Below are 26,452 nucleotides of genomic sequence, written 5' to 3'. Positions count from 1 at the left end.
TTCAGTTGATCGCTGACTGCGTTTCCCCCCGTCAGCGATCGATGGGGATCATACCCCATCCAGGTGACACGCCAATGAATATTACCGATCGCTAACGATTGGCGAAAGAAAAAAACCGCGGGCCATGCGTGCTCGCGGTCTCTTATGTGTCTTGCTGGGCGCTTTAGTGCTGTGTTGCTCGTTACTTGTGTCGATAGTTGATGCGACCTTTCGTGAGGTCGTACGGCGACATTTCCAGCTTCACGCGGTCACCAGCCAAGATGCGGATACGATGCTTCTGCATCTTGCCCGAGGCATATGCCCAGATTTCCACGCCGTTTTCCAGTTGCACGCGAAAACGATTGTCGGGCAGTGCTTCGGAGACCACCCCTTCAAATTCAATCAGTTCTTCCTTAGCCAAACTCGTTCCTTTGTATGCAGCACACGGCTGCGTCAATGGTTGCAATAGTGTGATGACCCACCCGAACCACGCCGCACGCCTAGTGTAGTGGGCATGCAGCGGCATCGCCGCGATCATCGGCCCGCACAGCGGGCTTGGGGGGTACCGAGTTGCACCCAACGCAGGTTGCGCCCGCCAGTGGCGCGCGCCTCGTTTCGTACGTTTAGTGCAAGCGAGGAATGGGTGGCGGTCGCAGATAGCGCGCCGCCCGGCTCGACGCGGGGGGAACCCCGGTGCTGGACTCGGCTGCACGGGCCATGACAGGCCCGGCGGCAAGCCGGATTCGCCCGCTATTCTATCACGGACGAGAGCGGTGACGCTTCAGACCTTGTCAACCGCCAATGACAGGTCTGGCACGTCGCCGTCGATGATGCTCTCAGCAAAGCGCAAAGCTGCCACGCGTGCATCCCCGACGTTGCTGAACTGTTGCTCCCCCGACAGGCGGAAGACCTGGGTCTGCCCTGGCTCGGGCGACTCCCCTGCTCTGCAGATCATCACGGCGGCGTTGTAGCTGCGGTCCTCCCGGGCCTCGGGCCAGCGGGCCGTGCGTTCGTGCTGGAAAGCCAACGGATAGATGTCGAAGCCTTTGTATTGGCCCGCCGGCGAAGTGTCCATCGCAAATGCCCCCTCTTGAAGGTCGAGTGCTGTCCGACTATACACCCGCGCACTTTGCGTGGCGATGAAAGCGCCGCCAACCTTTGATCTACCTCCGCTGGGGGCTTGCAAGCGGGCCCGATCTCTCAGCCAAGCAGATCGAAACCTGTTCTTAAGAACTTTCAGTGCGCGCCCCCTCTTTCGTAGGGATCGCGGGCACAGGCTTGTGCTAGCGTGCTCGCCGTGCTCCTCGCAAACGTTTCATGTTTGCCGCAGACCGGGCACGCAGGACCGCAGCATTCCCTTCAGGTCGTCCCACTCTCTCAAGACCAATCATGCGACTGTCCAACACCTCTCTCGCGCTTGCTTGCTCAGCCCTCATGCTGTCCGCCTGTGGAGGCGGCGATGGTGGCAGTTCTCTGTCCATCCAATCCGCCGTGGCTGCTCCGACAACCACTGCCCCCAATGCCAAAGCGCCGGCACCGGCCAAAGCCGACACCCTGTGCGGCGCGAATAGCACGTCGCCGCTTGCGGGCGTGCAAACGTGGATGTACCAACTGCAGGACCTTCAGACCGACGCGCAGATCGATGCGCTCGATGCCCAACCGTACGACATGGTCGTCGTTGAGGCCGGCAACACGGTCAAGGGTCAGGAGACATTCAATACGGCCGGCATGGTCACGCGCCTGCGCACCAAACCCGATGGCTCGCCGCGCAAGGTGATTGCCTACATCGATATTGGCCAGGCAGAGAGCTTCCGCACGTACTGGAGCGGCTGGAAACCGCCGACCGCCACCAAGCCCGGCACCCCCGATTTCATCCTGACGGCAGACCCGGACGGCTGGAAGGATGACTACCCGGTGGCGTATTGGGACATGCGTTGGCAAAACCTGTGGCTCGGCCCCAACGGCGCGGTGGCACAGCTCGCGCGCGAGGGGTTCGACGGTGTGTATCTGGATTGGGTGGAAGGCTACGCCAACGCAAAGGTAGCGGCTGCGGCCAGGAAGGCCAGCGTGAATCCGGCCAAGGCCATGGTGGATTTCATCACCAGGATCCGCGCGGCAGGTCGCGCGATCAACCCGCAGTTCGCGGTGATCCAGCAGAATGCGCCGGAACTGATCGATGCGGTCGGGGCAGCCAACCTGCTGCCCAATCTCGATGCGATTTCGCAGGAAGACACGTGGTTTGGCGGCGAGGCCGGCGCAAGCTGGAGCGATCCGAACGGCACCGACCAAGCTGCTGCGTCCGAAGACACGCAGTGGACCATCGCGCAACTGCAAAAGCACTGCATGGGCGGCCTGCCGGTCTTCACGATCGACTACGCTCTGACGGCCCCGAACCCGCAAACGGTGTACACCGCCTCGCGCGGGCAGGGCTTCCGCCCGCTGGTGTCACGTGTCGCGCTGTCCAAGCCGACGACTACGCCACCCTGGAACGACTGACGCGATTGACGTTACCCACTGCGCTCAGCGCACTCGCCGGCGCATCGGCAAAGGGCAGGCCGACGTAGTTTTCGGCCAGCACACGCGCCGCGGCTGGCGAGGTTGTCACGTAGTCCAGTTCAGCGCGCTGCAGCCGCTGCATGAACGGTGTGTGGTCGTCAAAGCGATGCAGCATCGACGTCATCCACCACGAGAAATGCTCCGCACGCCAGATGCGCTGCAGGCAACGCTCTGAGTAGCCGGCCAACTGCGTTGCATCGTTCTGCTGGTAACGCGCCGTGAGCGCCTGTGCCAGCACACGCACGTCGGCTACGGCCAGGTTCATGCCCTTGGCGCCGGTGGGCGGCACGATATGCGCCGCGTCCCCTGCCAGGAACAGGCGGCCGTACTGCATCGTCTCGCAGACGAAGCTGCGCATCGGCGTCACGCTTTTCTGCAAGATCGGGCCTTCTTTGAGATGCCAGCCGTCGTTGTTCTCCAGGCGCGTGTGGAGTTCGTCCCAGATGCGGGCGTCGGACCATTCGGCCAGGTTCTCATCGGGCTTGCACTGCAGATAGAGCCGCGTGATCTTGGGCGAGCGCATGCTGAACAGCGCGAAGCCGCGGTCGTGACTCGCGTAGATCAACTCGTCGGCGGCCGGCACGGCCTCGGCCAGAATGCCCAGCCACGCGAATGGATAGACGCGCTCGAACACGGCCTGCCGCTGTGCAGGAATCGCTGGCCGGCAGATGCCGTGAAACCCGTCGCACCCAGCGATGTAGTCGCATTGCAGTGTCTGCGGCACACCATCGTGCACGAACTGTACCGAAGGCGTGGCCGACTCAATGTCGTGCACTGACACGTCGCTCACATCGAACAATAGCGGCGCGCCCTGCCCTACGCGTGCGGCAATCAAATCCTTCACCACTTCGTGCTGCCCGTAGACGGTGATGGCGCGTCCGCCCGACATCGTCGTCAGGTCAATGCGATGGCGCTTGCCGCCGAACAATAGATCGATGCCGTGGTGCACCAGCCCTTCACGGCGCATGCGCTCACCCACACCGGCTTCATTGAGCATGTCGACGGTGCCTTGCTCCAGTACGCCTGCGCGGATGCGCTCTTCCACGTACGCGCGGCTCTTGGTTTCGAGGATGACGGCATCGATGCCGCTACGGTGCAGAAGCTGCCCGAGCAGCAGGCCCGCGGGGCCCGCGCCGATGATGGCGACCTGGGTGCGCATGGTGGTTGTCTCCAGACGGATTGGAATCGTTCTGGCAAGCATTGTTGGCCCGCGCCCTGATATCGCACAATGCAATATCGGCGATAAACTTTATCGCTCATTCAAATAGTGCTATCGCGATGTCCATCCTGCCCGACTTTGATCTGAACCTGTTGCCGATCTTGCTGGCGTTGCACGATGCACGCAGCGTGAGCATGGCCGCACAGCAGCTCGGTATGAGCCAGCCGGGCGTGAGCACGGCACTGGCCAAGCTGCGCGCAGCGTTTGACGACCCGTTGTTCGTGCGCACCTCGCGCGGCATGGAGCCCACGCCGCGTGCGCTGGCGCTCATTCCCGCAGCGCGCGACGTGTTGGCACGTGTGCAGCAGGGCATTCTGGAGACGGGCGCGTTCGACCCAGCCACCACGACGCATCTGTTTTCGATTGCCCTGTCGGACGTGGGCGAGATGGTGTTCCTGCCGCGCATCATCGAGGCGATGGCGCGGGAGGCGCCACGTGCATCAGTGCAGTCCGTATCGCTGCCGCCAGCGCAGATCGAGCGTGCACTGGAGACCGGTTCACTGGACCTTGCTGTCGGTTACTTTCCCGACCTGAAGAAGAACAACTTCTTTCAGCAGCGGCTGTTCACGCACTACTTCACGTGCATCGTGCGAGCGGACCACCCCGTCACGCGTGGCGGCAACACCAAGCTGTCGATGGCGCAGTTCCTGGAATACGGCCACGCCGTGGTGCGCGCGGAGGGGCGCAGCCAGGAACTGTATGAGCGCTTCCTGGAGCGCAAGCGCATCCGCCGTACGCCTGCTTTGCTCACGCCGCACTTCATGAGCATCCCGTTCATCCTCGCGCGCACGGACTTGATTGCTACGGTGCCGCATGCGGTGGGCCTGTCGTTCATGCAATCGCACGCCAACATCTGCGTCATGGAACCCCCACTGGAGCTGCCCAGCTTCGACCTTAAGCAGCACTGGCACCGCAAGTTCCACAACGATGCGCGCAGCCAGTGGTTCCGCACGCTGGTGTCATCGCTGTTCAACGACGAGGCGGATGAATGGCGAGAGCCCGGTCACCTGCCGGCCAAGCGCAAGCACACAAAATAGCGACCTTACGACGCATGTTCACCATACGAACACTCGGTTGCAATGCGAACACGAAGCCTTTAGGATCGTCGCCACGCGCAGGCGACGCCGCTGCCCCGAGTTTCCGGCCCACGCTTGCCGATCAACCTTTGGAGACCTTCATGAAACGTCGTGTGCTGCTGCTGACTGCCGTTGCTGGTGCGTTGATGACCGCGTTGCCTGCCGTTGCGGACGAGCCGATCAAGATCGGCCTGATCGCGCCCTTCTCCGGCCCCTTCGCCGACTACGGCAAGCAGATGGAAGACGGCATCAAGGCGTATCAAAAGCTGCACGGCACGACCGCTGGCGGACGTCAGGTGCAGATCATCATGAAGGACACCACAGGCCCGGTGCCGGACGTTGCCAAACGCCTGGCGCAAGAGCTGGTGGTGCGTGACAAGGTCGACTTCCTGGCGGGCTTCGGCCTCACGCCGGAGGCGCTGGCCGTGACGCCCATCGCGCAGCAGGCCAAGAAGCCGATGGTGATTTTCAACGCCGCGTCTTCATCCATCACCACCAAGTCGGACTATGTGACACGCGTGTCGATGACGTTGCCGCAAGTCTCCGCGCCGATTGCCTCATGGGCGCTGAAGAACGGTATCAAGCAGGTGGCGACCGTGGTGGCCGACTACGCGCCCGGCATCGACGCAGAAAACGCCTTCAAGCAGACCTTCACCGCAGGCGGTGGCCAGGTCGTGGAGGCCGTGCGTGTGCCGCTGCGCAATCCGGAGTTCGCGCCGTTCATCCAGCGCGTGAAGGACACCAAGCCGCAGGCCGTGTTCGTCTTCCTGCCGGCCGGCGAGCAAGGCGTGGCGTTCATGAAAGGCTTCCGCGAACGCGGGCTGGCGCAGGCCGGCATCAAGGTCATCGCCACGGGCGACCTGACGGATGACCACGTGCTGCCGGCCATGGGCGACTCGACGCTGGGCGTAATCACGTCGTTCCACTACTCGGCAGCGCACGACTCACCCCAGAACAAGACCTTCCTGAAAGCCTTTGCCGATGCCAACCCCGGCGCGGGCCGCCCCAACTTCATGGCGGTGGCCGCGTATGACGGCATTGGCGCGATCTACGACGTCATCAACAAGCTCGGCGGCAAGATCGACGGCGACAAGGCCATGGCCGCCTTCAAAGGCATGAAGATCGACAGCCCACGCGGGCCGATCACCATCGACCCGGCCACGCGCGACGTGGTGCAGACGGTCTACATCCGCAAGGTCGAGAAGATCGGTAGCGAGCTGTACAACGTCGAGTTCGACAAGTTTGCCGACGTGAAAGACCCGGGCAAGTAAGCCGTCTTCGGCCTCAGGAGACCGCCACAAGCCGCTGCAGCAGCGGCTTGTCGGCGAGCAGGTCTGCGCTGCTCGATGCGTGGACGATGCGCCCGCGATCAAGCACCAACGCCCGCTGTGTCAACTCCAGCGCCAGGCGCGCGTGCTGCTCCACCACAATCACCGCCATGCCGCCTTCATCGACGAGCGAACGGACGGCGCGACCGAGTTCCTGCACGATGATCGGGGCGAGACCTTCCATCGGCTCATCCAGCAACAGCAGTGCGGGATTCGTCATCAGCGCGCGGGCGATGGCAACCATCTGCTGCTCCCCGCCCGACAGCTGATTGCCGAGATTGCGGCGCCGCTCCTGCAGACGCGGGAACGTTTTGTAGACGCGCTCCACATCCCACGGGCCGGGCCGAGCGACGGCGGTCAGGTGTTCCTCCACCGTGAGCGATGGAAACATCCACCGCTCCTGCGGTACCCATCCGAGCCCAGCCCGCGCGCGCCGATGCGGCGTCATCTTGCCGATGTCCGCGCTCTGCCAGCGGATACGCCCACCGTGCAGGCGTGTGAAGCCCATCAGCGTACTCAGCAGCGTGGTCTTACCAACGCCGTTGCGGCCCAACAGCGCGAGGCTGCCGCCCGCATCCAGCGAGAACGACACGTCGTCCAACACGATGGCGTTGCCATAGCCGGCGGTCACGTTTTCGAACGAGAGCAACTCAGGCATGTTCCGCCTCCCCCAGATAAACCTCGCGCACGCGCGGGTCGGCGGCGATCTCCTGCGGCGTGCCTTCGGTCAGCACACGGCCGGCCACCAGCACGCTGATCCGCTCGGCAAAGCGGAAGACGAGGTTCATGTCGTGCTCGATGAAAAGGATGGTGATGTCGCGCGGCAGGCTGGCGATCACCTCGAACAGCTCAGCGCTCTCTGCGGCGGGAATGCCGGCGGCAGGCTCGTCGAGCAGCAGGATGCGTGGATGCGTTGCCAGCGCCAGCGCAATCTCGACGAGTCGTTGCTTGCCGTAGGGCAGCGCGTGCGTGGGCGACAGCGCATCGGCACCGAGCTGCAAGCGGCCCAGCAACGCCATCGCCTCGTCACGCGCCTCCTTATGTGCAGCGACCGTGCGATGCCATTGCCACGACACACCCGTGCGCTCGAAGATGGCGAGCATCACCGATTCCAGCACCGTCAACCCCGGAAACAGCGTGTTGATCTGGAACGTGCGCGTGATGCCACGCTTGACGCGCTGGTGTGCAGGCAGGCGCGTGATGTCCTCATCGCCAAGCAGCACCTCGCCAGACGTCGGTGCGAACGCACCGGTCAGCAAATTGATGAAGGTCGTCTTGCCCGCGCCGTTCGGGCCGATCAACGCATGGCGCGCGCCAGGGATGAACGAAAGCGAGATGTCCGAATTGGCGTGAAAGCCCCCCCAGCGCTTGGACAAACTGCGTGTGCTGAGCATCGGCGTGGGATGCATCATCGGTGCGTTCATGCCGCACCTCCCTTGCGAGCGCGCCACGCCTTGATGGCGGAGATCGCCGCCTCCAACCCACCCAACAGGCCGCCACGCGCGAACAGCACGATCACCATCAGCAGCAGCCCAATCCAGAACTGCCAGTAGACCGGGTTGATACCGGACAGCACGTCCTGCGCCACCATGAACACCGCAGCGCCGATCAGCGCGCCGTACAGCCGGCCTGCACCGCCCAGCACCAGCATGATCAGCAACTCGGCCGAGCGCGAGAAGCCCAGCGAATCCAGCCCGACGAACTGTGTCGTCTGCGCGAGCAATCCACCGGCAACACCGGCAATCGCGGCACTCACCGTAAACGCCGCCACCAGGCGCATGCGCACGTTCGCGCCAATCGCCGGCATCCGCTTCGGCCCCTGCTGAATACCGCGCAGCGACAACCCGAATGGCGAACGCACCAGCCTGCGCAGCAGTACGAACACGACAAACAGCACGACCAGGCTATAGACGTAGGCCGTGCGACCGGCCAGATCGAATTCGAAGGTGCCGAGCAGGTTGTTCATCGCCACGCCCGAGAGACCATCGACCCCGCCCGTCAGAAACGCCATCTTGTTGGCTGCCTCATACAGCATCAGGCCGATACCAAGCGTGACCATCAGCCGCGTCAGGTCCTGCCCGCGCACCACGAGAAAGCTCACGCAGAAGCCACCCAGCGCAGCGACGATGGCGCCTGCGGCCAACCCTGTCAAAGGCTCACCCCAACCGTGTGCCGCCAGCAACCCCGCCGTATAGGCGCCCAGACCGAAGAAGCCAGCATGCCCCAGCGATACGATGCCCGCGTAGCCGAGCACCAGATCGAGCGACAGCGCGAACAACCCCACGATCAGCACCTGGCTGCCGAAGACAAGGTAGTCCGGAAAGAAGAAGAACACGGCGATCGGCACGCACCAGAACGCTATTTCCAGCATTGACCAGCGCGCATCGGGCAAGCCGTGCGCCAGCGTGCTCTCGGCAGGCTGCGAGGTGCGCATCAATTGCTGCAGCATGCTCATGCGCGCCTCCCTAGCAGACCGCTCGGGAAGAGCACGAGCAGCACCACCATCAGCCCATAGATGACGAACGCGCCAACGTCCGGCACGTAGTACTTACCTGCCACATCGAACACACCCAGCACCAGCGCTGCGAGCAACGTCCCCTTGATGGACCCCGCGCCACCCACCGCGACCACGAGCAGGAAGTACACCATGTACTTGATCGGGAAAGACGGATCGAGCCCGAGCACGTCGATACCCAGCCCACCACCCAACCCAGCCAGCCCGGAACCCAATGCAAACGTGACGGAAAACACCAGGCTCACGTTGATACCCAAGCCGGCGGATGCCTGCTGGTTGTCCACCGATGCCCGCACCTGCGCGCCAAAGCGCGTGCGCTCGATCAGCCAGGCGAGCAGCACCGTCAGCACGATCACCACGCCGATCAGGAAGAGCCGATAGCGCCCGACCTCTAGCGCGCTGCCGAACACGCTCAGTTGGCCGCGCAACACCTCCGGCAGCTCGATGGGTTGCTGCGCCGGCCCCCACACGTAGGTCGCTCCTGCCATCGCCATGAAGACGAGTGCGATGGAAAACAGCGCCTGATCCAGCGGGCTCGCGCGATAGAGCCGCCGGTACAGCGTGCGCTCCAGCACAAACCCGATTGCCGCGGTGACGAGGAAAGCGATGGGCAGCGTCGCCAGGAATGGCACGCCGAGGCGGTTCATCAGCACCACGCACACGTAGCCGCCCGCCATGGCAAACGCACCATGTGCAAGGTTGATGAAGTTCATCAGGCCCATCGTGACCGACAGGCCGATGCTGATCAGGAACAGCAGGCTGCCGTAGGCCAGCCCGTCAAACAACACACCCAATGCGCTGAGCATGGGGTCTCCTCCTTGGGTCTCCGGCTCGGCGGCCAGTTTGCCCTGTCTGTGTTGCGTGGCGTCTCCCCCGAGACGATATGTCCTACTTGCCTGCAGCCTCCGCATCCATCTCGGCAAACACCGTCTGCGCAAGATGGAAAGCATGGTTGGCCGCCGGCACGCCGCAGTAGATGGCGGTCTGCAGCAGCGTTTCCTGGATTTCGTCGCGCGTGACGCCGTTGTTGGCGGCGGCGCGCAGGTGCAGGCGCAGTTCGCCGTCACGGCCCAGCGCCACCATCATCGCGATCGTCAGCAAGCTTCGCGTATGGCGCGGCAAGCCGGGGCGCGTCCAGATCTCGCCCCAGGCATAGCGTGTAATGAGGTCCTGAAACGGCGCGGTGAGGTCGGTCTGCGCGGCGTTGGCGCGGTCGACGTGGGCGTCGCCCAGCACGGCGCGCCGCACCTGCATGCCGGCGGCGTGGCGTTCACGATCATCCATGGGCAACCTCGCGTGCAACGCCGGTGGTCAGGAAGCTGACCAGCGCTTGGGTGTAGCCGTCGGCTTGCTCCCAGTTGGCGAGATGGCCGGCAGAGAGTTCAACATACTGCGCACCCGGCACGCCATCCGCGATGAGCTTGGTCTGCGCGGCGGGCGTGGAGATATCGTGCGTGCCGCCAATCACCAGCATCAGCACACGGATGTTCGGCAGTTGCGCGCGCAGGTCCGCATCGCGAATGGCGCCGCAGTTGCCGTTGTAGCCGGCGTCCGGCGTGGACAACAGCATCGCCTTGACGATGTCGACACGGCTCGCGTTGGTATCACGGTAGCCCTGCGTGAACCAGCGCTCCAGCACCGTCTCGGTCACACTAGCCATGCCGCCCTGCTCCACCTGGGCGATACGCGTGTTCCAGCTTTGCTGCGTACCGATCAGCGCCGCGGTATTGCTCACCACCATGCGCGGGAAACGCTCGCCGTGGTACGCAGCCAGCCACAGGCCGGTTAAGCCACCCATCGACAGGCCGCAGAACAGCGCAAGCTCGATGTCGTAGTGATCCAGCAGCGCGAGCACGTCGCCACCAAGCTGCGCCACGCCGAACGGCGCATCGGGCACACTCGACTGGCCATGACCGCGCTGGTCATAACGCAGCAGGCGGAAGTGCTGGCGCAGCGCATCCAGTTGCGGCACCCACATGCCGAGATTGGTACCGAGCGAGTTGGACAGCACCAGCACCGGCTTGCCCGCCTCGTGTGTGTCGTCGAATTCGTGATACAGGCGGACATTGTCGTGTTCGAGCCAGGGCATGGTGTCTCCGTGGATGTCGTGTTCAGGGGTGGCGGCGGGCGTGCTCGGCCAGCACGCGATCAACGGCGGCGCCCGCGTCCCCCAGATAGTGAGAGGGATCGAGCAGCGCATCGAGCCGTTGCGGCGCGGCACTGCCCCAGATGCGCAGGACGTCGGCATCTTCGGCCAGCACGTCACGCAGCGTTGTGTTGTCCTGCACGGCCTTGCGGCTGGCAGCCTCGACCACGTGATGCGCCTGCAGGCGGCCAAGGTCTGCGCCGAGTGCCAGCATCACGGCTTCACCGAGGATCAGGCCGTGTGTGAGATCGAGATTGGCGCGCATGCGTGCCGCATCGACGTGCAGGCCTTCGACGATGTCGCGCATGCGGTCGAGCGCACCGGCAGCCAGACACACCATCTCGCGCAGCGTCGTCCACTGCGCCTGCCAACCACCGAGCGCGCGTTCGTGCTCCTGCGGCAACGCGGACAACAGCGTGCTCGCCAGCCCCGGCATCCGCGTGGCCGCAGCCAGCACCGTGGCACAGCCGACAGGGTTGCGCTTGTGCGGCATCGTGGAAGAACCACCCTTGCCTGCGCCCGACGGTTCGGCAACTTCGCCCACCTCGGTCTGCATCATCAGTGAGAGATCACGCGCGAAGTGGCCCAGCGTGCCAGTCAACAGCGCGAGCGTCGTGCCGATGTCCGCGATGCGATCCTGCTCGCCGTGCCAGGACAGCGTCGGCAGCGGCAAATCGAGTTCGTGCGCCAGCGTCTGGGCGACAGCACGCGCGTGCTCGCCCAGGCTGGCGAGCGTGCCCGCCGCCCCGCCAAATTGCAGCGCCGGCACGTGCGCACGCAGCGCCGCAAACCGATCCTGCGCGCGATGCACCGCTTCCAGCCACCCGCCGACCTTGCGGCCAAACGTCGTCGGCAATGCCTGCTGCAACCACGTGCGCGCCACCATCGGCGTATTGCGATGGCGTTGCGCCAGCGCCGCCAGCGCATCGGCAAGCTTCTGCAGATCGGCTTCGATTAACGCAGCCGATTGCTTCCACTGCAGCATGAGGCCGGTGTCGATGACGTCCTGGCTGGTTGCGCCCCAATGCACGTACCGCGCGGCGTTTTCGTCGTGCTGCGCAACGGCAGCGGTCAGTTGCTTGACCAGCGGAATCGCAAGGTTGCCCGCAGTAGCAGCTGCACCACCAAGCGCCACCAGATCGAGCGCCGCCTTGGCACACACCGCGCGGATCGGTGCCACGGCCTCCACCGGAATCACGCCGACGGCACCTTCGGCCTGCGCCAGCGCCGCCTCCACGTCCAACATCGCGCGCACGGTGGACGCATCGGACCACACCGCCAGCATGGCCGGCGTGGAGAACGCGCGATCGAGCAATCCGCTGGTCATGGCCGCATCAAACGCGTTCGATCACCAACGCGATGCCTTGGCCGACGCCGATACACATTGTGCACAGTGCATAGCGGCCGCCGGTGCGATGCAGTTGGTACATCGCCGTCGTCACCAGGCGAGCGCCGCTCATGCCGAGCGGGTGGCCCAGCGCGATCGCACCGCCGTTCGGGTTGACCCGCGGGTCGTCATCGCGCAGACCCAACTGGCGCGTCACCGCTAAACCTTGCGCGGCAAACGCCTCGTTCAGCTCGATCACATCCATCTGATCGATCGTCAGGCCAAGCTGCTTGAGCAGCTTCTGCGAGGCCGGTGCCGGACCGATGCCCATCACACGCGGCGGCACACCAGCGGTGGCCATGCCGACGATGCGTGCACGCGGCGTCAGGCCAAAGCGCTTGGCCGATTCTTCATTGGCGAGCAGCAGTGCGCAGGCGCCATCGTTCACACCCGACGCATTGCCAGCGGTGACGGTGCCGTCCGGGCGCACCACACCCTTGAGCTTGGCCAGCGCTTCCATGGTGGTCGCACGGGGGTGTTCATCGCGGTCCACCACGATGGCGTCACCCTTCTTCTGCGGAATCGTCACCGCAGTGATTTCCTGCGCGAGCGTGCCGTCTTCCTGCGCGCGGGCGGCGTTGGCCTGACTGCGCAGTGCGAAACGGTCCTGGTCTTCGCGGTTGACGTTGTAGTCGGTGGCGACGTTCTCGGCAGTCTCAGGCATCGAGTCGACGCCGTACTGCGCCTTCATCAGCGGATTGATGAAGCGCCAGCCGATGGTGGTGTCATAGATATTGGCGTCGCGCGAGAAGGCGCTCGCGGCCTTGCCCATCACGAACGGTGCGCGGCTCATGCTTTCCACGCCACCAGCGATCATCAGTGATGTTTCACCGGCACGGATGGCGCGTGCAGCGGTGCCAGTCGCATCCATGCCCGAGCCGCACAAACGGTTGATGGTCGAACCCGGCACGCCCTCGGGCAGCCCAGCCAGCAGCGACGACATGCGCGCCACGTTGCGGTTGTCTTCACCGGCCTGATTGGCGCAGCCGTAGATCACGTCATCGATGGCCGACCAGTCGACCTGCGGATTGCGCGCCATCAGCGCCTTGAGCGGCACCGCACCCAGGTCGTCCGCGCGCACCGAAGACAAGCTGCCGCCATAGCGGCCGATGGGGGTGCGGATGGCGTCGCAGATAAAGGCTTGCGTCATGATGGTTCTGTCTCCAATAACCGTTCTATTTATGCACGACGCAGCGACGCGGCCGTCAGCGTCTGCAGCGTATCGAAATCGAGGCCGTCGGCCATTTCACGCACCACCAGCCCCTCGGGCGTGATGTCGATCACGGCGAGGTCAGTGTAGATGGTATCGACACAGCCAATGCCCGTCAGCGGGTAGGTGCACGACTGCACGATCTTGCTGTCGCCCTGCTTGGTCTGGTGCTCCATCATGACAAAGACCCGCTTGGCGCCAATGGCCAGATCCATCGCCCCGCCCACGGCAGGAATCGCGTCCGGTGCACCGGTATGCCAGTTGGCCAGATCGCCCGTGGCCGACACCTGGAAGCCGCCGAGCACGCAGTAGTCGAGATGGCCGCCTCGCATCATGGCGAACGAATCGGCGTGATGGAAGAATGATGCGCCGGGCTTGATGGTGACCGGCTGCTTGCCAGCGTTGATGAGGTCTTCGTCCTCATCGCCCGCTGCGGGTGCAGGGCCCATGCCAAGCAGGCCGTTCTCGGTGTGCAGGATGATTTCGCGATCAGCCGGCAACTGGTTGGCGACCAGCGTCGGCAGGCCGATCCCGAGGTTGACGATCGAACCGTCGGGAATGTCGCGCGCCACGCGGGTGGCAATCTGATCGCGTGTCCAGCGCTTGAACTGGGTGGTTGCTTCGGCGCTCATGCGGCCTCCTTCGCAACGTGTTCGGCGCCGAGTTGCACGACGCGCTTGACGAAGATCCCCGGCGTGACGATGTGCTCGGGGTCCAGCTCGCCCAGTTCCACGGTCTCGCTCACTTGTGCAATGGTGCACTTGGCTGCCATGGCCATCACCGGGCCAAAGTTGCGCGCGGTCTTGCGATAGACGAGGTTGCCCCAGCGGTCTGCACGCAGGGCCTTGATGAGCGCGTAGTCGGCGGTCAGCGGCAGTTCGAACACGTACGGCTTGCCGTCGATGATGCGCGTTTCCTTGCCTTCGGCCAATTGCGTGCCATACGCGGTCGGGCAAAAGAAGCCGCCAATGCCTGCGCCCGCGGCGCGGATGCGCTCTGCCAGGTTGCCTTGCGGCACCAGTTCCAGTTCGATGTCGCCGGCGCGATAGAGCGCGTCGAATACGTACGAATCGGCTTGGCGCGGGAATGAGCAGACGATCTTGCGCACGCGGCGCGCCTTGAGCAGCGCGGCCAGGCCCGTCTCGCCGTTGCCGGCGTTGTTGTTGATGATGGTGAGTTCTCGCGCGCCGTGGGCGATGAGCCCGTCGATGAGCTCGGAAGGCATGCCGGCGGTACCGAACCCGCCGATCATGATGGTGGCACCGTCAGGGATATCGGCCAGCGCGGCCTCCACAGACGGACAAATCTTGTTGATCACGTGCAGTCTCCGGCAAGGGCACCACGCTTTTTTGGCTTGGCGCCGCTCGGAGCATCGCCGGACCCTTGCAAAAGGCCCAGCCGCAAGGTGCGGCCTGCGAGTCTCCGGATTGACGACTGGATCGACACGGGCCCTTGCTGTCCGGCCCACGCTCCCTTTTGTTCGCTAAACGAACTCACGTTCGATCCAAGAACTAATCTACGCCTCCCATCCGGACCATGTCAAGACGTACGCATAGCGATCAGGCGTTCGAGTAGCGAAACACGAGGATTGCCAGTAGTCTTGAGGCCAGTACTCCGCTTTCGCTTGCCTGCATGTCCGCCGCCGAACTACCAACCGAAAAACCCAGCGATTCCTACGTGCAATCCTTTGCACGCGGGTTGTCCGTCATTCGCGCGTTCAATGCGGAGCGGCCCGAGCAGACGCTGTCCGAAGTTGCCGAAGCAACCGGCCTCACACGCGCGGGTGCCCGCCGCATCCTGCTCACGCTGGTCAGCCTGGGCTACGTCAGTTTTGAGGGACGCCTCTTCCGGCTGACGCCCAAGATCCTCGACCTCGGTTTCGCTTATCTGACCTCGATGCCGTTCTGGAACCTCGCCGAGCCGGTGATGGAAGAGCTGGTGCAGACGGTGCACGAGAGTTGCTCCGCCTCGGTGCTCGACGGCACGGAAATCGTCTACGTACTGCGCGTGCCCACGCAAAAGATCATCGCGTTGAACCTGGCGGTCGGCAGCCGCCTGCCGGCGTTCTGTACATCGATGGGGCGCGTGCTGCTGTCAGGCCTGCCGGAAGACCGGCTCGACATCGTGCTGCGCGAATCCGATCGACGTGCGCGCACGCAACGCACCGTCACCGAAGTCGATGCATTGAAGGACATCATTGCCGGCGTGCGCCAGCAAGGCTGGGCACTGGTCGACCAGGAGTTAGAGGAAGGGCTGATCTCGTTGTCGGCGCCGATCCGCAACCGGGCGGGCGATATCATCGCCGCCATGAACATCAGCGGACAGGCCAACCGCACTTCGGCCAAGCAGATGACCAAGCAATTTCTCGAACCATTGCAGGCAGCGGCCGAGCGCATCTCGGCGATGGTGCGTGTGCGGACCTGATCGCAAACAAGTTGCGTGCAAGTGAGTGCATTAGGCGCCTCGCATCCCGGTGGTTTTTTCAATAAAATTGTGGCTCCGTGGGCAAAGAGGATGTCTGTGACTCAACACGCCGCCATTCGGACCGGTCTGGATGTGAAAGGCCGCCAGCGCTGCCGTCAGACGAGTGGTCGGGCAAGCGCTGCGCGCACCCTGGCGATTGCCCTGCCGTTGCTGGCCTGCCCCCTGTGGGCACAAGCGCAGTCCTTGACCGGAGCCGCTGCCCTGCAGGAGCTGACCCCGCTGGCACGCATGCTGGTTGGCGCCGCCACTGGCCGCAGCACCGCCGCGGCTGGCGTGCCTGCCCTGACCGGCCCGGCCCGCAATACCGACCGGGCGCTCACCCAGGCTTGCACGGAAATCAACCGTTTCACCCCCATCCCCCTCGACCGGGAGACCGCGCTTGTGCAATGCACGCTGGCGCAGAAGAAGAACCTCGTCTTCCTCATCACGCTGACCAACTACGCGGCGCACTCGGCTGCATCGCAAGGTTTCCGGCTGAACTTCGTACCGATCCTGCAGAAGAACATCTGCAACAACGGCGACGTGCGCATCCTGACGCGCCTGGGCCTGAGCCTGGTCTACCGCTATCGAGGCAACGATCATGAAACGGTTGGCGACGTGCCCATCAACGAAACCATCTGCGGCGCCCTGTAAGACAAACATCCGGCACCGGGAATCCCCCGATGGAGCCGGGTCGGTTGCCATGTCATTAATGGCGACCAATGTCTTCTTTGCATAACAACAAGCAGGCCGTACCTCAGCCCCGCCGCGCCATCATCGCGGGCCCAATGGTTTACCGATGGCGCCGTGCCTGCGTTTGCGCCACCGCAGGCAGCCCCGGCCACCCAGAAACCCCGCCTGTGCAATCCGCCCCAACCCGTTTGCCAGCCTGCGCTTGTGCCGTTCGGCATGGTCTATAGTTGGGCGGCCTATGCTGCCGTCATATGGTTATCCGGATAGCGAGCAGCCAAGCCAGTCGCACGCCTGTATGCTCGCGGTCGATCTTGATTCACGCACTGCCACCCACCCAAGTCGTCAAGGAGGAAATCCGATGAAAACAAGCCGACGTCTGACACAAGTTACCGGCGCAGCCATCCTGGCCGCTGCCACCCTGGTCGCCACGACCGCCCATGCTGACCAGCTTGCCGACATCAAGAAGAAAGGCGAGCTCGTCTGCGGCGTGCTCGGCACCGACGAGCCGTTCAGCTTCCTGAAAGACCCGATGAGCCGCGAGATCGTCGGCTACGACGTCGATATGTGCGACGCTGTGGCCAAGAGCATCGGCGTGAAGCCCGTGCTCAAGCAACTTGCCGTGGCCGCACGCCTGCCCGAGCTGCAGCAAGGCCGCGTGGATCTGCTGGCCGCCTCGCTCACGCACAACAAGGAACGTGAGGCGCAGATCGACTTTTCGGTGTCGACCTTCATCACCGGCCAAAAGGCGATGGTGAAGAAAGACAGCGGCATCACGTCGCTTGCCCAGCTCGACGGCAAGAAGCTCCTGACGGTCAAGGGCTCCACCATGGAAGCCAACATTGCCAAGGCCATCAAGAACGCTGACGTCGTCTCGTTCGACAACAGCCCGCAGGCGCTGCTGGCCCTGCAGCAAGGCAAGGGCGCCGCCTACGTGAACGACGAGACCACGCTGATCGGCAACATGGCCAAGATGGGCCCGGTGGCGAAGGACTACGCGATCCTGCCGCAGAACCTGTCGACCGAGCACATCGCCCTGGGTATCCGCAAGGGCGAGCCGGCCTTCAAGCAGCAGGTCGATAAGGTGCTGCTGGGCATGGAAGCCAGCGGCGAAGCGCAGAAGCTGTTCGACAAGTGGTTCGGCCCGACCACGAAGATGGCCTTCCCGCAGCGCACCTTCAAGATTTCCACCGACAAGATCGACTAATTACACGTCGGGCCGCCCGGACCGGGGTTTCAACCTCGGCCGGGCGGTATGAATCTCCATGCCCCAATTCAATTTGTCGATGCTGCTCTCAGGGCAGTATCACCAATGGCTTGTCAGCGGTTTCTTCCTGTCGATCAAGCTGTCGCTGCTGGCCTTCGTGCTGGCGTTGCCGCTTGCCATCGTGGTGGCGCTGCTGCGCCTGTCGCCCGCCGCGCCGCTGCGCGCCATCGGCCAGACCTACGTTGAAGCCATCCGCAATGTGCCACTGCTCGCGCATATGCTGTTCTGGTATTTCGGCGCGCCGCAGATCCTGCCGCAGTTCATCAAGGACTGGCTTTACAGCCTGAACTACGAAGCTGCGAGCGCGGTCATCGCGCTCGTGCTCTATACCGCCGCCTATATGGCGGAAGACATCCGCAGCGGCATCCGCTCGATCCCGAAGGAGCAGCTGGAAGCCAGCCGCGCGCTTGGCCTCTCGTTCCTGCAGGCGATGCGGCTGGTGGTGCTGCCGCAGTCGCTGCGCGTGACGGTGCCGCCGCTGGTCAGCCAGACGCTGAACCTGTGGAAGAACTCCAGCATAGCCATGGTGATCGGCGTAGCCGAGCTGATGTATCAGGCACAGCAGGTGGAGAGCGCCACCTTCCGCGGCTTTGAGGCGTTTGCGTTTGCCACCGTGGCCTATCTGACCATCTCGATTGCGATCACGGTGTTCTCGGCCTGGTATCAGCATCGCTACCCTGTCCGGACGCTGTAGCCATGCTCGACCTCATTCAAACCTACGGCGTTTACTACCTGATCGGCCAGTATCCGAACGGCCCGCTGGGTGGCCTGGCGCTGACGTTCCTGCTGGCGTCGGCCGGCCTGATTCTGGCGTTGCCGGTGGGCATCGTGCTGGGCCTGTGCCGCGTGAGCCCGATCGCCGCATTGCGCTGGCCGGCTACGGCGCTCGTCTACGTGGTGCGCGGCACGCCGCTGCTGATGGTGATCTTCTGGGCGTACTTCCTGTTGCCCACCATCACTGGCCAGCGTACGGACCAGTTCAGCACCATGCTGACCGCGCTGGTGATCTTTGACGGCGCGTACCTGGCCGAGATCGTGCGCGCCGGCATCCAGGCCCTGCCGCGCGGGCAGATGGAATCCGCCCGCTCGCTCGGCCTGTCGTACATGCAGGCAATGCAGCGTGTGATCCTGCCGCAGGCACTGCGCAACATGCTGCCTTCGCTGGTCAACCAGCTCGTCTCCACCATCAAGGAAACCTCGCTCGGCTACATCATCAGCCTGCCCGAGGTGTCATTCGTGGCCGGCCAGATCAGCACGGCTGTCATGGTGAAATCCGCCGAGGTCTACGGCCTGCTGGCGATCAGCTATTTCGTGATGTGCTTCAGCCTGACCCGCGTGGCGTTCTTCCTCGAGCGGCGCCTGGCAGCGCGCGCTCCGCTCAAACCATGAACATGATTACGATCGAACACGTCGACAAGTGGTATGGCGAGTACCACGCCCTCGTCGACATCAATGAAACCATCGCCAAAGGCGAAGTCGTGGTGGTGTGCGGGCCATCAGGCTCGGGCAAATCGACGCTCATCCGCACGCTGAACCGGCTGGAGGCCATCCAGAAAGGCCGCGTCACCGTCAACGGGCAGGATGTGCACGCGCACGGCGTGAACGTGAATATCCTGCGCAGCGGCATCGGCTTCGTGTTCCAGCAGTTCAACCTGTTCCCGCACCTGACGGTCATGCAGAACTGCACACTGGCGCCGGTACAGCTCAAGCGCATGCTGCCGCAGGAAGCGAAGGATTTTGCGATGCGCCTGCTCGAACGTGTGGGCCTGCCGCACAAGGCCGATGCCTACCCCGGCGAGTTGTCGGGCGGCCAGCAGCAACGCGTGGCGATTGCCCGCGCGCTGGCGATGAAACCGCCGGTCATGCTGTTCGACGAGCCCACCTCCGCGCTGGACCCAGAGATGGTGAACGAAGTGCTGCTGGTGATGAAGGACCTCGCCCGCGACGGCATGACCATGGTCTGCGTCACCCACGAAATGGGCTTCGCACGCGAAGTGGCGGACCGCGTGATCTTCATGGACCAGGGCCAGGTGCTGGAGCGCGCCAAACCCGAAGACTTCTTCCTGCGCCCGCAGCATCCGCGTGCGCAGCGCTTCCTGGCGGACATCCGCTCACCTTGGGCCCAGCCAGCCTGATCCGAGGCGTCGCACAATAAAAAACGGGGGACGATGATGTCCCCCGTTTTTCGTTTGTGCTGCTAGCGCGCTTACTGAATCGCCTTGTCGTTCGGGTGTGCGTACAGATCCTTCATGCCCGTCGTCAGCGGGTAGTTCAGGTTCAGGTTCTTCGGCGGGATCGGCGACATGAACCACTTCTTGTACAGCTCGTTGGCCTTGCCCGACTTCATCAGGTCGGCAATCACGTCATCTGCCACCTTCTTGAACGCCGGATCGTCCTTGCGCATCATGCACGCGTAGGTTTCGGTCTGCAGCGGCGTGCCGACCACCACCCAGTCGTTCTGGTTCTTGGCCTTGGTGCGCTCGCCGTACAGCAGCGGCTCATCCATCACGAAGGCCACGGCGCGGCCCGACTCCAGCGTCAGGAACGCCTGGCCGTGATCCTTGGCGAGGATCAGATTCATCTTGTCGGCGTCCTTCGCTTCGCCGTTCATCTTCTGCAGGATGCGGTCTTCGGTGGTGCCGGCGGTGGTCACCACGGTCTTGCCCTTCAGGTCCGGGAAGTCCTTGATGCCCGAATCCTTCTTCACCAGCATCAGCATGCCGTAGATGAAGATGTTGTTCGAGAACGCGACCTGCTTCTGGCGATCAAGGTTGTTGGTGGTCGAGCCGCACTCGAAGTCGATCGTGCCGTTTTGCAGCAGCGAGATGCGGTTCTGCGAGGTGATCGGCGTGAGCTTGACCTGCAGCTTGGGCATACCCAGCTTCTTCTCCACACCGGCGACGATCAGGTTGGAGATCTCCTGCGAATAGCCGGTGATGGTGTTGGCATCGGCCTGGTACGAGAACGGAATCGACGACTCGCGATAGCCGACCGAAATCACCCCTGATTGCTTGATCTTCGCCAGCGTGTCGTTCGACTGCGCCTGCGCGCCGGTCGACAGCACCGCCAGCGTGCCAGCCGCAGCCAGCGTCAATCCGCACAGGATACGTTTGGTCGAATGCAATGTCTTCATGCTTCCCCTCCTTTGGGTGTGTTCGCTCCAGACTACTTTGCTTACCAATTGGCGCAAGCGATCAAGCTTGCACGCTCGGTCTTTTGAATCTCTTGTGCTGCTGTTACGCGGCCAATGCGTAGGGTGCGGGAGAAATCACCGGCTTGCGCCCGGCGATCATATCTGCCAGCAGCCCTGCACTACCAAGTGCCAGCGTAAAGCCCAAGGCGCCATGGCCGACATTCAGCCACAACCCCTCCACTGGGGATGCGCCGACTACCGGCACACCTGTCGGCGTCGCAGGACGCATGCCTGCCCACGGTGCGGCATCGGCGCCTTCGTCATTGGCACGCATGGCGCCCGGAAACAGCGCACGGGTCTCGTCGTACAGGGTCTGCACGCGGCGGGTGTCGAGCGCGGTCGACCAGCCGACCAGATCGGCCATGCCGGCCACGCGCAGCGTCTGTCCGATGCGCGCATAGACAATCTTGCGCGCTGCGTCCGTCACGCTGATGACCGGAGCGGCATCGCCCTCACCCAGCGGCAGGCTGATGCTGTAGCCCTTGAGCGGATACAGGCCGGGGTCGATACCCAACGGGCCGAGCAGCTTGGCACTCGTCACGCCGGCGGCCATGACCACCGCATCGGCCGCCAGTTGGGCTCCATCGGCCAGCGTCACACCGCGCACGCGACAGCCTTCCGTCCACAACGCGTTGACGCCGGTGTTGAAGCGTAACGTGACGTTTGGCATCTCGCGCAGCCGGTTGAACAGGCCGACGCAGAGCTGGTGGCAATCGGCCACGTCTTCATCCGGCGTATAGATGGCGCCGACGATCTGGTCGCGCACCCCGGCGAGTGCGGGTTCGTGGGCGATGGCCTCGTCGGCTGACAGTGCATGCTGCTCGCAACCGAGCGTGGCCTGGTAGCCGACCTGGGCGCGGGCGGACTCGAATGCGGCCGCATCGCGGTGCACCACCAGCTTGCCGCGCCGGGCAAAGCTGAAGGCCAGTTCGGGCGATGCCTCGCGCAGGGCTTCCATGCGGGTGCGGCTGTAGAACGACAGGGCGAGCAACTCGCGCGTGGTGCGGTCGGCACGCTCGCGATTGCAGGCCGCAATGAAACGCAGACCCCAGCGCAGCAGGGCCGGGTCCAGCGAAGGCTTCAAACGCAGCGGTGAATCGCGACGCAGCAGCCAGCCCGGCACGTGGGAGAGCACGCCGGGGCCGGCCAGTGGGGCCACATAGCTGTAGCTGAGCTGACCGCCGTTGGCGTAGCTGGTGCCCTCGCCCGGGCCCGGGTGGCGTTCGATCAGGGTGACCTGATGACCTTCCTGGGCCAATGCGATTGCGGTGCTGATACCGATGATGCCGGCGCCGACGACTGCGATTTGCATGAAGAAGCTTCGACTTAGAGAAATGTTGTCGGCAGCTTAAGGAGGCGGGGGGCGGTTGCGCAAATGCGGAGTTGTTGGGGGGGATGTTGTGGGGCTATAGGCTTTTCTGGACCGGGATGGACCACCAAGGCCCAAACACCCCCCAAAACCCTACTGCAACATAAAAGTCTCGTACTCCAACCGATCCAACTTCCGATCCAGAATCACAAGACTCGCCATCACCACCAGCAGCAACGACACGGCAAACCCATACCCATACCAAGCCGGCCCCAGCTGCAGCGTGATCCACGTCAGCACGCCGTTGAGCACGACAAACGCAGCCGTCAGCCCCAGCACCACGCGCCGCCGATCCAGGTAGAAGAAGATATTCAGCACGCCCAGAAACACCACCTGCAAGCTCGCAGCAATGGTGTCGACGTACAGCAGCGGCAAATACAGCTCGGAGATATGCAGCACCCGCAGCACCGAAGCGCCCACGGCAAACAGCACCAGCGCCGCCATGGCCTGAATCTTTACGATCTCGTACAGGCCCGCGCGGATGGTCTGCACCATCGTGTTGCGCATGTCTTCGATGTGCTCCAGCGATGCCCCGCCCCGCACGGCGTCGTAGAAAGCATCGTAGTACTCAACGAAATCCGTCTCGATGCGCACCAGGAACACAGCCATGCCGGGAATGATCCCCAGGTACGCCAGGAACACTGGAATGTCATAGATGACCGACGCATGCAGCGGCCCGATCACCTGCTGCCCCGTGCCCGGCGCATACCAGAACATGAACTTGTCGAGCCAGATGCCGAGGTTGTACAGCAGCCCGATCAGCATGAGCGACGGATACGCAAACCGCTTGTCGAACACCTCGAACGACAGGAAGCGCCGTCCGCTGAAGTTGCGGTAGATGAGCCCCGCCATGCCGATCAGCAGACACAACTGCCCCAGTACGAAGCCCAGCAGAAGCCCCTCCAGCCCTACGCGATTGAACAGCAGTGCCAGCAGCACCGTGAGCGTGTAGCCGATCAGGAAAATCCACACGATCGCCTTGTACTGCTTCATGCCCGACAGGAAGATCACCGCGATCCAGATGTTGGCCATGACCACGAAGCCCGCAAGCATCAACACCCGGTAGATGGCCGACTGCTGCCCGAACGCGAACAGTATGACGACGAGCCCCAAGCCACCCGCCACCAGCGTCATCACAAGCGACACGGCGTGGTAGTTGGGCAGGACGAGGTCGTCCCGCTTCTCGAACAGGCGGTCGGACGTGAAGCGCGTGAAGGCCAGCTGCAGCGGCCCCGTCAATATCAGGCTCACCGCAATCAAGTAAGTGACCGACACCTGGAACTGTGTGATGAGCGAGCCGGGAATCACGAACGGCAGGCTCAGGATACCGATCAGCAGAATCCCGACGATGGAGAGAATCCACGGTCCGGAGCTGATGATGCCGGCGTAGGTGTAGGCGCGCAGCAGCCCGAGCAGGCTGTCGCGCTTGAGCATCTTGCGCAACTCGAAACCGATGCCTGCCATCAGCGTGCTCCCTGCTGCTTGGCCTGCCCGGCATGGTGTGGGCAGGCTGCCGCGGCGGCCTTGCCCGTGGCCTCGGTGGACAGATCAGGTAGCGTGCGCAAGCGGTCGTACAACTCGCGATAGGCGCCGACCATCATCTCCTGCGTGTAGTAGCGCTCCACACGGGCAATGCCGGCGGCCTGTGCCTCATGCCAGCGCGATTCGTCGCCCAAGAGCGTCAGCACTTCGGCTGCCAGTGCGGCCGGATCAGCAATGCGCACCACGGCGCCAGCGGCGCCCAACGCGGCATCGTCGCCTTCCAGGCCGAACAGCAACTGGCGGCACGACCCCACATCGGTGGTGACCGAGGGCACGCCCGCGGCAAACCCTTCCAGCACCACCAGCGGCAGCGCCTCACTGATGGAGCTCAGCACCAGCACACCCACCTTGGGCAGGATGTCATCGATCTTCTGGAAGCCGAGGAACTTGATGCGGTCACCCAGGCCCAGGCTCTCGGCCAGGCTATGGCATTCGTGCGCGTATTCCGGATCTTCGTCTTCGGGGCCGGCAATCCAGCCTTCGGCGTCGGGCATCTCGCGCGTGACGGTCAGCATGGCGCGGATGAAGGTCTTCACGTCCTTGATGGGCACCACCCGGCCGATCAGGCACATCACGCACGGTACCTTAGCCGGGCGCTTGTCGCGCAGCGCGGCCAGGCGCGGCAGGTTGATGCCGTTGGGGATGCTGCGCGTCTTCTCGACCGGCGCGCCGTCGATCACCTGCCGCAGCCGGTTGCCCTCGTACAGCGCGGTGATCTCTTCGGCGGCGTCGTAGCAGACGCGGCCCATGGTTTCAAAGAAGCGCACCCACAGGTCACGGAAGTAGCTGATCTGCGCGATGTCCTTCTCGAAGATGCTGCGGTTGTCCCGGATCCACTGGCTCTGGAACAGATCGATCTTGCGTTCCTTGGTGTAGATGCCGTGCTCCGACACCAGCAGCGGTCGCCCGCGCTTGTAGCGCAGCAGCGCGCCCAGGAAGCCTGCATAGCCGGTCGAGATGGTGTGGAACACCTTCACCGGGATGAGGTTCTCGGCAATGCGCACGAGCTGCCAGAGCGGCTTGTGCATGATGCGCACGGTCCAGAAGTAGTCCGTGAATGACGGGTCGGTGCAGTAGCGCCGGTAGTAGTCCGTCATCATGTCCCACGCGCGGTGGCTGTAGAGGAACTGCTCCTCGGCCAGCGGGCCGTCGTCGCGCAGATCGGCGATGGACGCGCGGATCAGGTCGGCTGTCTCTTCCTTGTGCGCGGGGTTGCGCAGTGCCTCGTGCAGCTTGCGCGAGCGCTCGAAGGCCGCCGCGTCACCGCCGCTGGCCTGTACCAGCGGCGGCGCCGGAAAGTCGTACAGATAGTGGCACTCCACGTGCACCACATTGTCGGGGATGGCGTAGACGGGCTTGCCGTAGTCTTCGCGGCGGCTGCCGATGAAGACGACGGCAAAGCGGATGTCCGGAAACGCCCGGATCATCTGGTTGACCCAGCTCGACACCCCACCGCTCACATAGGGGAATGTCCCTTCGAGCAGCAGCGCGACGTCGGCGGACTGGGCGCGTGGAAATTGGTCGCTCATGATGTCCAGTAGCGCAGCAACGGACGCAGCAATGGCAGCGGCGAGCGGTTGGAGAATTGCGCCAGGGCCGCCCGTGCACCGGCATAGTCGCCGCGCAGGTAGCAGGCCTCGGCCAGCGGCGGCAGCAGGCGGTCACGCGGAAAGCCAAGCCGCTCGGCCTCGCGCAGGTGTGACTCAGCCACGTCGGGTTCGCGGCGCGACAGCGCCAGCCGGCCGCGCATGTACCACAGCGCGGCGTTGTCGGGCTGGATGGCCAGCGCGGCACTGGCGTAGCGCTCGACCTGCTCGGCGGTGTAGCGGTACACATCGCCCTGCACGAGGTTCTGGTAGATCAGTTCCCAGTACAGGTCGGCCAGGCGCTTGTTGATGTCGTAGCGGGCCTCGGGCGTGATGGCCTCTTCCAGGCGCGGCAACTCGGCCAGGATCTTCTGCATCAACACCTTCTCGGCGTTGTCGAGCATGCCGTAGGCCAGCAGGCGGATGTCGTCCACGGGATCGGCCAGCAGGTCGCGCAGCACGGGGCTGGCGGTGCGCGTGGGCATCGACTGCATGGCCACCAGCGCGGTCATGCGGCTCTGCACCGGCGCGCGTTCATTGCTGAGCTGCGCGCGCAGCCGCGCCCCACCGCCGTGCGTCACGCGCGAGATCAGGTGCGCCACAAACACCGGCAAGCCCACATCGGCGATGTCCTTGTCGTCTTCCGGCTTGGGGAACAGCTTGCCGAGCAGCAGACTGCCCAGCACCAGCAGACACCCCGCCACCGGCACAAAGAAGCAGAGAGCGACGAGGTAGCCGTACGTCCAGACAAACGGCACGCGATAGCGGCGCGGCAGCAGGCGCCACGCGGCCAGCCCGATCAGCGCGGCGGCGGTGCCCTGCAGCAGCAGGCACGACAGCAGCAGCGCCAGGCTGTTGCCGGCGTGCAGCACCATCACCACCGCTGCAATCTGGGCCGAGATGCCGCTGAGCGTGAGCTTGAACAT

Annotated in this window: 27 protein-coding genes; 9 read left to right on the top strand and 18 right to left on the bottom strand. The window is 64.0% G+C overall.

Going from position 1 to position 26,452, the window contains the following annotated elements; genetic code table 11:
- Nucleotides 1-181 precede the first annotated feature (181 nt).
- Nucleotides 182-400 (bottom strand): translation initiation factor IF-1, encoded by a 219-nt coding sequence (infA, locus tag ACS13N_RS03050; RefSeq protein WP_004631109.1) that lies wholly within the window; start codon nucleotides 398-400, stop codon nucleotides 182-184.
- Nucleotides 401-760: 360 nt separating this feature from the next.
- On the bottom strand, nucleotides 761-1,054 hold the full coding sequence (locus ACS13N_RS03045) for a hypothetical protein (protein WP_039597728.1): 294 nt from the start codon (nucleotides 1,052-1,054) through the stop codon (nucleotides 761-763).
- 314 nt (nucleotides 1,055-1,368) lie between these two features.
- Here ACS13N_RS03045 and ACS13N_RS03040 point away from each other — a divergent pair, with 314 nt between their 5' ends.
- A complete protein-coding gene (locus tag ACS13N_RS03040; protein WP_438930294.1) occupies nucleotides 1,369-2,475 on the top strand; it encodes an endo alpha-1,4 polygalactosaminidase in 1,107 nt (368 codons plus the stop codon).
- On the opposite strand, the gene pobA is transcribed toward ACS13N_RS03040, so the two are convergent.
- A complete protein-coding gene (gene pobA, locus ACS13N_RS03035) occupies nucleotides 2,453-3,694 on the bottom strand; it encodes a 4-hydroxybenzoate 3-monooxygenase (RefSeq protein ID WP_438930293.1) in 1,242 nt (413 codons plus the stop codon). The two genes, ACS13N_RS03040 and pobA, sit on opposite strands and share 23 nt — an antisense overlap.
- A 119-nt stretch (nucleotides 3,695-3,813) precedes the next feature.
- Here pobA and ACS13N_RS03030 point away from each other — a divergent pair, with 119 nt between their 5' ends.
- Both ACS13N_RS03030 and ACS13N_RS03025 read left to right on the top strand, forming a co-directional pair.
- Complete coding sequence (locus tag ACS13N_RS03030; protein WP_438930292.1) at nucleotides 3,814-4,791, top strand: LysR family transcriptional regulator; 978 nt, start codon at nucleotides 3,814-3,816, stop codon at nucleotides 4,789-4,791.
- 140 nt (nucleotides 4,792-4,931) lie between these two features.
- A complete protein-coding gene (locus tag ACS13N_RS03025) occupies nucleotides 4,932-6,101 on the top strand; it encodes an ABC transporter substrate-binding protein (RefSeq protein WP_438930291.1) in 1,170 nt (389 codons plus the stop codon).
- Nucleotides 6,102-6,114: 13 nt separating this feature from the next.
- Here ACS13N_RS03025 and ACS13N_RS03020 read toward each other — a convergent pair whose 3' ends face one another.
- From ACS13N_RS03020 to ACS13N_RS02975, 10 genes are all read right to left on the bottom strand, one after another.
- Nucleotides 6,115-6,816: an ABC transporter ATP-binding protein gene (locus ACS13N_RS03020; RefSeq protein ID WP_438930290.1), complete on the bottom strand. Its 702-nt coding sequence runs from the start codon at nucleotides 6,814-6,816 to the stop codon at nucleotides 6,115-6,117.
- A complete protein-coding gene (locus tag ACS13N_RS03015; RefSeq protein ID WP_438930289.1) occupies nucleotides 6,809-7,582 on the bottom strand; it encodes an ABC transporter ATP-binding protein in 774 nt (257 codons plus the stop codon). The genes ACS13N_RS03020 and ACS13N_RS03015 overlap by 8 nt, the downstream gene beginning before the upstream one ends.
- Nucleotides 7,579-8,613, bottom strand: a complete 1,035-nt coding sequence (locus ACS13N_RS03010) for a branched-chain amino acid ABC transporter permease (RefSeq protein ID WP_438930288.1) — start codon at nucleotides 8,611-8,613, stop codon at nucleotides 7,579-7,581. The genes ACS13N_RS03015 and ACS13N_RS03010 overlap by 4 nt, the downstream gene beginning before the upstream one ends.
- Nucleotides 8,610-9,479 (bottom strand): branched-chain amino acid ABC transporter permease, encoded by an 870-nt coding sequence (locus ACS13N_RS03005; protein WP_438930287.1) that lies wholly within the window; start codon nucleotides 9,477-9,479, stop codon nucleotides 8,610-8,612. The genes ACS13N_RS03010 and ACS13N_RS03005 overlap by 4 nt, the downstream gene beginning before the upstream one ends.
- Nucleotides 9,480-9,561: 82 nt before the next feature.
- On the bottom strand, nucleotides 9,562-9,957 hold the full coding sequence (gene pcaC / locus ACS13N_RS03000) for a 4-carboxymuconolactone decarboxylase (RefSeq protein ID WP_438930286.1): 396 nt from the start codon (nucleotides 9,955-9,957) through the stop codon (nucleotides 9,562-9,564).
- Nucleotides 9,950-10,762, bottom strand: coding sequence for a 3-oxoadipate enol-lactonase (gene pcaD / locus ACS13N_RS02995; protein ID WP_438930285.1), 813 nt, complete (start codon nucleotides 10,760-10,762; stop codon nucleotides 9,950-9,952). The genes pcaC and pcaD overlap by 8 nt, the downstream gene beginning before the upstream one ends.
- Nucleotides 10,763-10,784: 22 nt before the next feature.
- On the bottom strand, nucleotides 10,785-12,146 hold the full coding sequence (locus ACS13N_RS02990; protein WP_438930284.1) for a 3-carboxy-cis,cis-muconate cycloisomerase: 1,362 nt from the start codon (nucleotides 12,144-12,146) through the stop codon (nucleotides 10,785-10,787).
- Nucleotides 12,147-12,153: 7 nt separating this feature from the next.
- Nucleotides 12,154-13,356, bottom strand: a complete 1,203-nt coding sequence (pcaF, locus tag ACS13N_RS02985; RefSeq protein WP_438930283.1) for a 3-oxoadipyl-CoA thiolase — start codon at nucleotides 13,354-13,356, stop codon at nucleotides 12,154-12,156.
- 29 nt (nucleotides 13,357-13,385) lie between these two features.
- The gene (locus ACS13N_RS02980; protein ID WP_438930282.1) at nucleotides 13,386-14,048 is read right to left on the bottom strand and encodes a CoA transferase subunit B; all 663 of its coding nucleotides are present in this window, start codon (nucleotides 14,046-14,048) and stop codon (nucleotides 13,386-13,388) included.
- Nucleotides 14,045-14,734, bottom strand: coding sequence for a 3-oxoacid CoA-transferase subunit A (locus ACS13N_RS02975; protein ID WP_438930281.1), 690 nt, complete (start codon nucleotides 14,732-14,734; stop codon nucleotides 14,045-14,047). The genes ACS13N_RS02980 and ACS13N_RS02975 overlap by 4 nt, the downstream gene beginning before the upstream one ends.
- A 314-nt stretch (nucleotides 14,735-15,048) precedes the next feature.
- Here ACS13N_RS02975 and ACS13N_RS02970 point away from each other — a divergent pair, with 314 nt between their 5' ends.
- The 6 genes from ACS13N_RS02970 (at nucleotide 15,049) to ACS13N_RS02945 (ending at nucleotide 19,971) form a co-directional block, all read left to right on the top strand.
- A complete protein-coding gene (locus tag ACS13N_RS02970) occupies nucleotides 15,049-15,840 on the top strand; it encodes an IclR family transcriptional regulator (protein WP_438930280.1) in 792 nt (263 codons plus the stop codon).
- 90 nt (nucleotides 15,841-15,930) lie between these two features.
- The gene (locus ACS13N_RS02965) at nucleotides 15,931-16,533 is read left to right on the top strand and encodes a hypothetical protein (RefSeq protein ID WP_438930279.1); all 603 of its coding nucleotides are present in this window, start codon (nucleotides 15,931-15,933) and stop codon (nucleotides 16,531-16,533) included.
- Nucleotides 16,534-16,930: 397 nt separating this feature from the next.
- Entirely contained in the window at nucleotides 16,931-17,776 is an 846-nt protein-coding gene (locus tag ACS13N_RS02960; protein ID WP_438930278.1) for an ABC transporter substrate-binding protein, read from the top strand.
- A 58-nt stretch (nucleotides 17,777-17,834) separates the two neighbouring features.
- The gene (locus tag ACS13N_RS02955; protein WP_438930277.1) at nucleotides 17,835-18,530 is read left to right on the top strand and encodes an amino acid ABC transporter permease; all 696 of its coding nucleotides are present in this window, start codon (nucleotides 17,835-17,837) and stop codon (nucleotides 18,528-18,530) included.
- A 2-nt stretch (nucleotides 18,531-18,532) separates the two neighbouring features.
- A complete protein-coding gene (locus ACS13N_RS02950) occupies nucleotides 18,533-19,225 on the top strand; it encodes an amino acid ABC transporter permease (RefSeq protein ID WP_438930276.1) in 693 nt (230 codons plus the stop codon).
- Entirely contained in the window at nucleotides 19,222-19,971 is a 750-nt protein-coding gene (locus ACS13N_RS02945) for an amino acid ABC transporter ATP-binding protein (protein WP_438930275.1), read from the top strand. The genes ACS13N_RS02950 and ACS13N_RS02945 overlap by 4 nt, the downstream gene beginning before the upstream one ends.
- Nucleotides 19,972-20,042: 71 nt before the next feature.
- On the opposite strand, the gene ACS13N_RS02940 is transcribed toward ACS13N_RS02945, so the two are convergent.
- The 5 genes from ACS13N_RS02940 to ACS13N_RS02920 form a co-directional block, all read right to left on the bottom strand.
- Complete coding sequence (locus ACS13N_RS02940) at nucleotides 20,043-20,969, bottom strand: glutamate/aspartate ABC transporter substrate-binding protein (protein ID WP_438930274.1); 927 nt, start codon at nucleotides 20,967-20,969, stop codon at nucleotides 20,043-20,045.
- Between the two features lie 103 nt (nucleotides 20,970-21,072).
- On the bottom strand, nucleotides 21,073-22,341 hold the full coding sequence (locus ACS13N_RS02935; RefSeq protein ID WP_438930273.1) for a D-amino acid dehydrogenase: 1,269 nt from the start codon (nucleotides 22,339-22,341) through the stop codon (nucleotides 21,073-21,075).
- Nucleotides 22,342-22,491: 150 nt separating this feature from the next.
- Complete coding sequence (gene pelG, locus ACS13N_RS02930; protein WP_438930272.1) at nucleotides 22,492-23,862, bottom strand: exopolysaccharide Pel transporter PelG; 1,371 nt, start codon at nucleotides 23,860-23,862, stop codon at nucleotides 22,492-22,494.
- The gene (pelF, locus tag ACS13N_RS02925; protein ID WP_438930271.1) at nucleotides 23,862-25,469 is read right to left on the bottom strand and encodes a GT4 family glycosyltransferase PelF; all 1,608 of its coding nucleotides are present in this window, start codon (nucleotides 25,467-25,469) and stop codon (nucleotides 23,862-23,864) included. Before pelF ends, pelG begins: the two co-directional genes overlap by 1 nt.
- On the bottom strand, nucleotides 25,466-26,452 hold the full coding sequence (locus tag ACS13N_RS02920; RefSeq protein WP_438930270.1) for a tetratricopeptide repeat protein: 987 nt from the start codon (nucleotides 26,450-26,452) through the stop codon (nucleotides 25,466-25,468). Before ACS13N_RS02920 ends, pelF begins: the two co-directional genes overlap by 4 nt.

Source organism: Ralstonia sp. 24A2 (genome assembly GCF_051783885.1).
Classification (GTDB): Bacteria; Pseudomonadota; Gammaproteobacteria; order Burkholderiales; family Burkholderiaceae; genus Ralstonia.
This window is presented reverse-complemented; position numbering and strand designations above follow the sequence as displayed.